Origin of the sequence: Bacteroides faecalis, from assembly GCF_003865075.1 — a bacterium.
In the GTDB taxonomy this organism is placed as follows: Bacteria; Bacteroidota; Bacteroidia; order Bacteroidales; family Bacteroidaceae; genus Bacteroides; species Bacteroides faecalis.
Window position 1 is genome coordinate 1 of sequence record NZ_BHWB01000039.1, and the last position, 10,729, is coordinate 10,729.

Consider the following 10,729-nt stretch of genomic DNA (forward strand, 5'->3'; position numbering starts at 1 on the left):
GTTGAGAGAGATATATCATGTTGAGTGACTACTTCAACATCGCTAACAAATTGCCTGAAAATTAGTTGGTGTTTGCTGTTTCCATTTATTTAATCTACTTCGGAGTTCGTTCAGTTCCTCATTCCATACACTCTCAGGATAGAGTGTCAGGCAGTCTTGAAATACGTCTTTACGCATAATAAGCCTTTCTTCAGAAGCAGCTTGCAGCTGTTTCCTAAAAGTGGCGGGTATAAATACTCTTCCTTTGGCATCCGCTCTGGCTTCAATATTCCCTAAAAACCGTATCATTTACCTTATTATAATAAGCGACGGTAAAAGTATGAATTTCCCCACAATTCCCCACTATATTCCACGAAAATCTTTTGAGAAGTTTTCAACAGAATGTTAATTGCTTATTCCATTGAAAATGAAGTTACTTCGGAAAAACTTTATTAGTGGGGAATTGAAAGGTGTTGCCTGTTGTAAATGATGATTGTTGGAAGGATGCTGAATGTTGTCCACTCGTGATATTATCACTTCATTCATATAATTATTTTGTTTATTCAGTACATCTCCTCTATATATGTTTTTTATAATAAATCCATCACAGTCACCTATTTGCTATTAACTACCTTGATATCAATAATCAACGATGTGATGGTAAGTGTGATGGCAGTGTGATGGAAAATTGTGTCGTCACCATTCGGAAGAGGGTTAGGGGAACAAAATGTGAAGAGATAGTCATGAGAAGTTTAAACAACTGTACGAATGAAGCGCTTGACCCTATTGAATTAAGTGTTCCAAGCCTTGAAACACTTGGTTTCACTATATGAAACAAATAGTTTCAAGCGCTGAAACTAATAGTTTCAATTAGGTGAAACTATTGGTTTTAATAGCGTGAAACCATAATCCCTTAATGATGAAATGGAATTAGCAAAGGAATATATAAAGAAGATGTAAGTAATGAGGAGGGACGAATACAGTAGTCAAAATCATTTGGCTTTTATTACCTCTTTTGTGTAATATGTGTAATTGGAATAATAGAGGAAATAGTTTGTTTAAAAGGAAGATAAAGAAGAACAAGTTTTGTGTAGAAAAAATAAAAACATGAGAAAACCAATTGATTTTCTCATGTCTCTGAGGTCATTAACACAACTAAAAATCTACACTAAAAAATATAAAATCTGAAATTAACAAGTTTATAGTTAAGGTTTAGCGGAAGTCTTTCAATTCATCCTGTAATTTTTGACGCGTAAAGAAAATACGGCTTTTTACAGTTCCTAACGGAAGATTCAGTTTTTCTGCAATCTCGCGGTATTTGAAACCTGAAACGTGCATAGCAAATGGTACTCTATATTCTTTAGGAAGAGAGTTCACCACTTTGTGCATTTCTTTCAAGTCATAGGCTCTCTCTGTACTTTCAAAACCGGCATCTTGCGGCAGACTTAAATGATAAAGATTATCAGTCTGGTCAATAAATGTCTGGTCGCGGACTACTTTACGGTAGTTATTAATAAAGATATTGCGCATAATAGTGTACATCCATCCTTTAAAGTTGGTGTCCGGCATATATTTATCCTCATTATCTAATGCTTTAAGTGAGGTTTCTTGTAACAAATCGTTTGCTTCTTCACGGTCGGTTGTTAGTTTGTATGCAAAGCGGAGTAATTCATCTTGTACTCCAATTAGGTCTTTTCTGAAGCTTAAACTTTTCATATGCGTTGCTTTTTAAAAGTTAATATTCTATTCGATTTTTTCGATGTTGCAAGTTTACCGCAATTCAACAAAAGTGACAGGGGTTAATTCAACTTTCTTAGGGGGTAAATCTATCAGATGATAGTTTTCAGGTCATATTTGATAGTTTTTAGGTGGTCTTTTTTTAGGTTTCTGAACTCAATTCCTGCATTTTCTATCAAATTATTGCGATTAATAAAAAAGAACCGCTAATTTTGTGGCATCATTTTTATTTGAAAAGAATGACTGATGACTCTTTGTTTTTAATTGATATTGATAAGATACTTCGGGCAAAGGCTCCGAAGCAGTATAAGTACATTCCTAAGTTCGTAATCTCCTATTTAAAGAGAATCGTACATCAGGATGAATTAAACGTATTTCTGAATGAATCGAAAGATAAATTAGGAGTGGATTTCCTCGAGGCATCTCTGGAGTTTTTGGATGCAAAGATAGAAGTGAAAGGAGCTGAGAATCTACCGGATAATGGTTTATATACTTTTGTTTCCAATCATCCATTGGGAGGACAGGACGGTGTAGCGCTCGGTTATGTATTAGGACGGCATTATAATGGAAAGGTGAAATATCTGGTCAATGACTTATTGATGAACCTTCGTGGACTGGCACCGCTTTGCATACCTATTAATAAGACTGGGAAGCAAGCTAAGGACTTTCCAAAGATGGTAGAAGCCGGTTTTCAATCTGATAATCAGCTTATCATGTTTCCTGCAGGACTTTGTTCACGTCGTCAGAATGGGGTTATTCGCGATCTGGAATGGAAGAAAACATTTATTGTGAAGAGTGTGCAAGCAAAACGCGACGTGGTGCCTGTTCATTTTGAAGGCCGGAATTCCGATTTCTTTTACAATCTGGCAAATGTATGTAAAATATTAGGAATTAAATTCAATGTCGCAATGCTGTATTTGGCTGATGAAATGCTGAAAAATCGTCATAAAACCTTTACTATAACATTTGGTAAGCCAATTCCCTGGCAAACTTTTGATAAATCGAAGACGCCTGCACAATGGGCCGAATATGTAAAGGATATCGTTTATAAATTGTAACTTATAGAACAACTATAACAAAGAATATGGAAGAGATTATAAGACCGGTAAGCAAAGAACTACTAAAAGCGGAACTTACAGAAGAAAGGCGCTTGCGTATGACGAATAAGAGTAATAATCAGATCTACATTATTACTCATCAGGATGCCCCGAATGTAATGAAGGAGATTGGGCGTTTACGTGAAATAGCTTTCCGTGCGGCAGGTGGAGGTACTGGGATGTCGATGGATATCGATGAATACGATACCATGGAACATCCTTATAAGCAACTGATTGTTTGGAATCCGGAAGCAGAAGAGATTCTGGGAGGATATCGGTATTTGCTTGGGACAGATGTCCGTTTTGATGAAAAGGGAGCTCCGATTCTGGCTACTTCTCATATGTTCCATTTCTCTGATGCGTTTATTAAAGATTATTTGCCGCAAACAATCGAGTTGGGACGTTCATTTGTGACATTAGAATATCAGTCTACCCGCGCAGGGAGCAAAGGACTGTTTGCATTAGATAATTTGTGGGATGGATTGGGAGCTTTGACAGTAGTAATGCCGAATGTGAAATTCTTCTTCGGCAAAGTGACTATGTATCCGAGTTATCACCGTCGTGGTCGTGATATGATTCTTCACTTTCTAAAGAAGCACTTTTGGGATAAAGACCAGCTGGTTTACCCGATGGAACCGTTGAAAATGGAAACTTCGGAAGAAGAATTGCAAGCTTTATTCTGCAAAAATACATTCAAAGAGGATTATAAAATTCTGAATTGTGAAATCCGTAAATTAGGATATAACATTCCGCCGTTGGTAAATGCTTATATGAGCTTAAGTCCGACAATGCGTATGTTTGGAACGGCGATTAATTATGAATTTGGTGACGTGGAAGAAACCGGTATCCTGATTGCTGTTGATGAGATATTAGAAGAAAAACGAATTCGACACATCCAGACCTTTATCGAAAGTAATCCGGATGCGTTGAAAGCACCTTGTGAGACTGAAGAAGTATTTACTCCTAAAGTCGTTACACCGCAGGCAGACTGTTGCCGTTAATCTTACGGTAAAGATCGAGTGCAAAAACATCGGTCATTCCGGAAATATAATCAAGCACCGCCTGTATTCTTTCATAGAGTACAGGCGCTTTTATATTGTATTGGCTGGAAACGCGGTTGATTAATAATTCTGAATATGCTTTTTCGGGTGAAGTTACAGCGTCTATCATAAGTTCAAGGAGAGTACTGATAACGCGAAAACCGGCTAATTCGATGTCCAGCACATCCTTTGAACGGTAGATTTTCTTAATGGAAACCTCTGCACAATGTTTGTAAGCTGTTGCCGGGCATTCAGAAATATGCTTGATGAGTGTTCCTTCGAAACTTCCCTCCAGGATTTCATCTTCATGATCAAGGAATACGCGGGTACATTCTCGAATCAATAACCCGATGACAGAAGAACGTAAATAAGCGATTTGCTCATTGGTGTCACTGACGATATGGAAAGTTTGACGGATATGTTTTTGCCGTTCCTCACTAAAATAGGACATCAGAAGCTCTTTTGTTTCTTCGGTAGTCAGGATCTTTAATTTGTGGGCATCTTCTATGTCCATCATTTGATAGCAAATATCATCGGCTGCTTCTACCAGATAGACTAGGGGGTGGCGCGCATATTTCAAAGGATGGTCGTTGAGCTGAGTAAGTCCTAGTTCGGTAGCTATCTTTTGAAAACTCTGTTCTTCACTGACAAAGAAGCCGAATTTGGACTTTTTACCTGCAAGACTCGATGAAAAGGGATATTTTACAATAGAGGCAAGAGTTGTATAGGTCATCGCAAAACCTCCTTTCCGACGTCCTTCAAACTGGTGAGTCAAAAGGCGGAATGCATTGGCATTTCCTTCGAAATGTGTCAAATCTTCCCATTCCATCGGTGAAAGTTGTTCTCCGTTTAACTGCTTATACTGTAAGTTTAATCCTTTTCCTTCTGAGAAAAAAGTTGAAATAGCTCGTTCTCCGGAGTGGCCAAATGGCGGATTGCCAAGATCATGTGCCAGACAAGCAGCGGATACAATGGAACCAATCTCTGGTAGAAAGGAATTCTGGAGTTCCGGCTTGCGTTCTAAGATAGCTTTGGCCACATCATTGCCTAAAGAACGTCCTACGCAAGAAACTTCTAGGCTGTGTGTGAGACGATTATGCACGAAAATACTTCCGGGGAGAGGGAATACTTGCGTTTTATTTTGTAGACGTCGAAAGGGAGCGGAGAAAATGAGGCGGTCATAATCTCGTTGAAATTCCGAACGGTTCTCCAGACGTTCCGAATGAAATTCTTCCATGCCGAAGCGTTTCGCTGATATTAATTGATTCCAATTCATCATAAATAAATGTTTAATCTGTCAATATACTACTCAATCTACTAATTTTTGTGTGAGTTTTATAGTGTAACCCTGTTAGTGGATTGGCATATTTGCACATCGCCACAATATTTAACTGCAAACTTAACTCTTTTTCAGTACAAAATGTGTATTTTCGCCTGTTAAATAGTAAATGTGATTTTATGAACGTTCAAATTATTAATAAATCGAAGCATTCGCTTCCGGCTTATGCCACTGAATTATCTGCAGGAATGGATATTCGTGCTAACCTTTCCGAACCGATGACATTGGCTCCGTTGCAACGGTGTTTAGTACCTACCGGACTATATATTGCTCTTCCACAAGGATTTGAAGCACAGATTCGTCCTCGGAGTGGTTTGGCTATTAAAAAAGGAATTACGGTTCTCAATTCTCCAGGTACAATAGACGCCGATTATCGGGGAGAAATTTGTATAATTTTGGTCAATCTTTCTTCAGAATCTTTTGTAATTGAAGACGGAGAGCGTATTGCCCAAATGATTATTGCAAAGCATGAACAAGTTGAGTGGCAGGAAGTGGAAGTGTTAGATGAAACAGAACGTGGAACCGGTGGCTTCGGACATACAGGAAAAAAATGAAATGAAAGCTAAGTTAATACTATTTTTACTGATTAGTACTTTGTTACTTACTTCTTGTATGGCTGCTCAAGCAGCAGGTATAGTAACTGGAAGTACAGCTGTTGTGTCAGGGAATGTCATTGATACAAAATTGGCTGTGAAGAAAGTTGAGAAAAAGAAGAAAAAAGTAGCTAAGGCTAGCAAAAATCCGGAATCGCAACTGACGGAAGAGGAACAACGGAAATATGATTATTTCTTTTTGGAGGCCATACGATTGAAAGAAAAGAAGGAGTATGCGGCTGCTTTTGGGTTATTGCAACATTGTTTGGATATTGATCCCAATGCAGCTTCTGCACTTTATGAGATCTCTCAGTATTATATGTTTCTCCGACAGATTCCTCAAGGACAGGCTGCATTGGAGAAAACAGTAGAAAATGCGCCGGATAATTTCTGGTATAGTCAGGGATTAGTTTCTTTGTATCAGCAACAAGATCAATTGGATAAAGCCATAGTGCTATTAGAACAGATGGCGACGCGTTTTTCCGGTAAACAGGGACCGTTGTTCAATCTTCTGGATATTTACGGACGCCAGGAAAAGTTTGATGAAGTTATTGCTACTTTGAACCGTCTGGAAAAACGTATTGGAAAGAATGAACAGTTGTCCATGGAGAAGTTCCGTATTTATCTTCAGATGAAGGATGACAAGAAAGCCTTTCAGGAAATTGAAAGTCTGGTACAGGAATATCCGATGGATACGCGTTATCAGGTGATATTAGGGGATGTGTATCTTCAGCATGGAAAGAAGCAGGAAGCTTATGATGCTTATCAGAAAGTATTAGCAGCCGAACCTGATAATCCAATGGCCCTTTATTCAATGGCTTCTTATTATGAACAGACTGATCAGAAGGAACTTTACCAACAACAATTGGATACGTTGTTGCTGAATAAGAAGGTGGCTTCTGATATTAAATTGAATGTAATGCGTCAAGTAATCGTAGAGAATGAACAAGCTGGTAAAGATAGTACTCAGGTGATTGATTTGTTTACAAGAGTGATGCGACAGGATGTGGATGACCCTCAGATCCCGATGCTTTATGCTCAATATCTGTTGTCTAAGAATATGGAAGATGCTTCTGTACCGGTATTGGAGCAAGTGGTTGATTTGGATCCTATGAATAAGGCAGCTCGTTTGATGTTAATTAGTTCGGCTGCTAAAAAAGAGGATTATAAGCAAATTATCAAAATCTGTGAGCCGGGTATTGAGGCAACTCCCGATGCGTTGGAACTTTATTATTATCTTGCGATTGCTTATAATCAGGCAGAACAAACGGATAGTGTAGTGAGTGTTTGTAAAAAGGCTTTGGAACATATAACTCCTGATACTAAGAAGGAAGTTATATCAGATTTTTATTCGATTATGGGAGATATGTATCATACTAAGAAACAAATGGCAGATGCTTATGCGGCTTATGATTCTGCCTTGGTTCACAATCCTTCGAATGTCGGTGCTCTGAATAATTATGCCTACTATTTGTCATTGGAACGTCGTGATCTTGACAAAGCAGAAGAAATGAGTTATAAGACAGTAAAGGCTGAACCCAATAATGCGACTTATCTGGATACGTATGCCTGGATCTTGTTTGAAAAGGGAAATTACTCGGAAGCTCGCATCTATATAGACAATGCGATGAAAAGTGATGGGGAGAAGAGTAGTGAAGTGGTTGAACATTGTGGAGATATTTATTTCATGACTGGTGATGTGGAAGGTGCATTAAAGTATTGGAAGCAATCATTGGAAATGGGGAATGACTCGAAAACACTGAAACAAAAAATAGAAAAGAAAAAGTATATTGCTGAATGAGACGATTTGCTTATTTGTTGTTGATGGTAGTAATTTTGGCGGGCTGTAAGAGTAGCAAACATGTGGTGGTAGAGAAAGAAAAAGTGGCAGTTACTCCGACTTTCAGTTATTTAGCTTCCAAACTCCAACTGACTATTCCCAGCAAAAGTGGTAGTATGTCAGTGGGAGGTATCATGAAGATGAAAAGTAACGAACTGGTGCAGATTTCTTTATTAATGCCTATTTTGCGTACCGAGATAGCACGTATCGAAATAGCCCCGGATAAAGTACTGATTGTGGATCGGATGAATAAGCGATATGTGCGTGCAACCAAAGATGAATTGAAAGATATATTGCCTAAAAATGCAGAATTTTCACGTTTGGAAAGGGCCTTGACTGATGCGGCTCTGCCGGGTGGAAAGACTGAACTAACGGGAAAGGAGTTAGGAATTCCTTCATTAGAGAAGGCAAAAATACAGTTATATGAATTCTCGACAAAAGAAATCTCAATGACTCCAACGGAACTTACTTCTAAATATACGGAGGTTCCTTTGGAAGAGTTAGTAAAAATGCTGATAGCTCTGTTAAGATGAAACGTACCTTTATGACTCTGATAAGTTGTCTATGGCTGGCAATCCCTCTTTCGGCTCAGTCGAATAAGTTGATTCGTGAGTTGGAAGGCAAACGTGGTGCTTTGCAAAAGCAGATCTCCGATACAGAATCATTATTGAAAGATACAAAGAAGGATGTAGGAAGTCAGTTGAATGGTCTGGCTGCGCTAACCGGACAGATTGAAGAGAGAAAACGCTATATTCTTGCTATTAATAATGATATGGAGGCTATTGAGCGTGAGTTAGCTTCTTTGGAATATCAGTTAAATGTTCTTCAAAAAGATTTGAAGGATAAGAAGAAAAAGTATGAAGTTTCTGTGCAATATTTGTATAAGAACAAATCGGTGGAAGAGAAACTGATGTTTATTTTCTCTGCAAAAAGTTTGAGTCAGACATATCGTCGTATGCGTTATGTGCGTGAGTATGCGACTTATCAACGTTTGCAGGGAGAAGAAATATTGAAAAAGCAGGAACAGATTCGAAAAAAGAAAGTAGAACGCCAACAGGTAAAAAATGCCAAGGAGGGATTGCTGAAGGAGCGGGAGGCTGAGAAAGCAAAACTGGAAGATCAAGAAAAAGAAAAGCGTACTTTGGTTGCCAATTTGCAAAAAAAGCAGAAAGGATTGCAAAGTGAGATAAATAAGAAGAGAAAAGAAGCTAATCAGTTGAATGCCCGTATTGATCGTTTGATTAACGAAGAAATAGAACGTGCACGTAAAAGAGCGGAAGAAGCTCGTCGTAGTGCTACTGTTCGTGAGAAAACAGAGTCTAAAGATAAGAAATCTGCAGAGACAGTAACTGCCACGAAGTCAAAACCGCTGGATGCTTACAGTATGAGTAAAGAAGACCGAGAGTTATCCGGGAGTTTTGCTGCTAATCGGGGAAAGCTTCCAATGCCGGTGACTGGTCCTTATATCATTACCAGTCATTATGGTCAGTATGCAGTCGAAGGACTTCGTAATGTCCAGCTGGATAATAAGGGAATTGATATTCAAGGTAAGCCCGGTGCACAGGCGCGTGCGATTTTTGATGGTAAAGTAGCAGCAGTATTTCAACTGAATGGACTATTTAATGTGCTCATTCGTCATGGAGATTATATTTCTGTTTATTGCAATCTTTCTTCTGCATCAGTTAAGTCGGGTGATACGGTTAAAACCAAGCAAGAGATAGGGCAGATATTCTCAGACGGAACAGATAATGGACGTACAGTATTGCATTTCCAATTGCGTAAAGAGAAAGAAAAATTGAATCCGGAACCATGGTTAAACCGATAATTGAATTAAAAAAACACATGTGTAAAATGAAATTGACTAAAATCCTAATATTTCTATTAGCCTTTTGGCTCGAACCATTATCAGCGGCTCCGTACTTCTCATTCAAGAAGTATCAAGTTGAGGATGGTTTATCTCATAATACGGTATGGTGTGCTATTCAAGATAGTTATGGCTTTATTTGGTTGGGTACCAGTGATGGACTGAATCGATATGACGGACAGGGGAATAAAGTTTACCGCAATGCATTGAATGAAGATTATTCTTTGGAAAGCAATTTTGTAGAAACTCTTTTTGAAGACGGGCAGAGAATCTGGGTCGGTACTAATTCGGGACTTTATATTTATGATCGGGAGACCGGTCGTTTTTCCAGATTCAATAGTACAACTAGTTACGGAGTGTCTGTAAGTAGTGAAGTGAAGAAAGTAATAAAAGCAAAGGATGGGAAAATTTGGATTGGAACTTTAGGACAGGGGATTTTTATTTATGATCCCGAAAGAGAAGTGTTGATCCAGAATAGTTCCCAGACATCTTTTCTTTGGGATATTTGTGTTGGAAATGATGGGCTGATTTATACGGCTTCTTTGCAAGAGGGACTCCTTTGCTTCGATGAGAATGGTAAGTTCTTGCAGGCGTATGAGGTTTCACCTTTTATGGATGCGTCAGACAGTCATAAGATTAATTGTGTACAGAATGTGGATGGCGAGATCTGGGTTGGTGCGGATGTTAATCTTCTGTACCACTTGAATAAGCAAACGGGGGTACTGGAACACTATACTACTTCTTTGAACTTTGGGGCAATTCGTTGTTTGTTGAAATATTCGGAGCAAGAATTATTGGTGGGGACGGATAATGGATTATATCTTTTTAATCGTATTACAAATACGTTTCGCAGAGGAGATAACCCGTTTGATTCACGAAGTTTAAGCGATCAGACAATCAATGCGATGATGTGGGATGCGGAAGGTGCACTTTGGGTAATGACAAACTTAGGTGGAGTAAATTATATGCCGAAAGAGTCCAAACGCTTTGATTATTATTCACCGGCTACATTACCCGGAGTACTGAGCGCAGGAAAAGTGGTAGGCCCTTTCTGTGAGAATAAAGAAGGAAACATCTGGATAGGTACACGTAACGGTTTATGTTTTTTTGATTCTGTGACGGGTGAGTTATCTGAATATTCCATTGGAGGCGATAAGAATCTGAAATTAGATATTCGTTCGTTATTGCTTGATGATAATAAGTTGTGGGTAGGTACAGAGAGATAGTATCATGTGTATCC

8 protein-coding genes and 2 pseudogenes are annotated in these 10,729 nt (G+C 38.6%); 7 read left to right on the plus strand and 3 right to left on the minus strand.

Annotated features, from left to right (window positions below; translation table 11 throughout):
- Both EJF25_RS24135 and EJF25_RS24140 read right to left on the minus strand, forming a co-directional pair.
- Positions 1-288 (minus strand): annotated as a pseudogene (locus tag EJF25_RS24135) (MraZ-related protein); the annotation flags it as partial.
- A gap of 903 nt (positions 289-1,191) precedes the next feature.
- Complete coding sequence (locus EJF25_RS24140; RefSeq protein WP_025074735.1) at positions 1,192-1,695, minus strand: RNA polymerase sigma factor; 504 nt, start codon at positions 1,693-1,695, stop codon at positions 1,192-1,194.
- Positions 1,696-1,955: 260 nt separating this feature from the next.
- Here EJF25_RS24140 and glsA point away from each other — a divergent pair, with 260 nt between their 5' ends.
- A complete protein-coding gene (gene glsA / locus EJF25_RS24145) occupies positions 1,956-2,774 on the plus strand; it encodes a lyso-glycine lipid O-acyltransferase GlsA (RefSeq protein ID WP_125043225.1) in 819 nt (272 codons plus the stop codon).
- A gap of 26 nt (positions 2,775-2,800) precedes the next feature.
- The gene (glsB, locus tag EJF25_RS24150) at positions 2,801-3,814 is read left to right on the plus strand and encodes a glycine N(alpha)-acyltransferase GlsB (protein ID WP_125043227.1); all 1,014 of its coding nucleotides are present in this window, start codon (positions 2,801-2,803) and stop codon (positions 3,812-3,814) included.
- Here glsB and EJF25_RS24155 read toward each other — a convergent pair.
- Positions 3,786-5,132: a deoxyguanosinetriphosphate triphosphohydrolase gene (locus EJF25_RS24155; protein ID WP_125043229.1), complete on the minus strand. Its 1,347-nt coding sequence runs from the start codon at positions 5,130-5,132 to the stop codon at positions 3,786-3,788. The genes glsB and EJF25_RS24155 overlap by 29 nt on opposite strands.
- Before the next feature lie 179 nt (positions 5,133-5,311).
- Between EJF25_RS24155 and dut the strand changes: the two genes are divergently transcribed.
- The 5 genes and pseudogenes from dut to EJF25_RS24180 all read left to right on the plus strand — a co-directional run.
- Complete coding sequence (dut, locus tag EJF25_RS24160; protein ID WP_025074739.1) at positions 5,312-5,746, plus strand: dUTP diphosphatase; 435 nt, start codon at positions 5,312-5,314, stop codon at positions 5,744-5,746.
- A 1-nt stretch (position 5,747) separates the two neighbouring features.
- On the plus strand, positions 5,748-7,586 hold the full coding sequence (locus EJF25_RS24165) for a tetratricopeptide repeat protein (protein ID WP_370685743.1): 1,839 nt from the start codon (positions 5,748-5,750) through the stop codon (positions 7,584-7,586).
- Positions 7,583-8,158, plus strand: coding sequence for a lipoprotein insertase outer membrane protein LolB1 (lolB1, locus tag EJF25_RS24170; protein WP_125043231.1), 576 nt, complete (start codon positions 7,583-7,585; stop codon positions 8,156-8,158). The genes EJF25_RS24165 and lolB1 overlap by 4 nt, the downstream gene beginning before the upstream one ends.
- Complete coding sequence (locus EJF25_RS24175; protein ID WP_125043233.1) at positions 8,155-9,450, plus strand: murein hydrolase activator EnvC family protein; 1,296 nt, start codon at positions 8,155-8,157, stop codon at positions 9,448-9,450. Before lolB1 ends, EJF25_RS24175 begins: the two co-directional genes overlap by 4 nt.
- A 26-nt stretch (positions 9,451-9,476) precedes the next feature.
- A pseudogene (locus EJF25_RS24180) lies at positions 9,477-10,706 on the plus strand (ligand-binding sensor domain-containing protein); the annotation flags it as partial.
- Positions 10,707-10,729 lie beyond the last annotated feature (23 nt).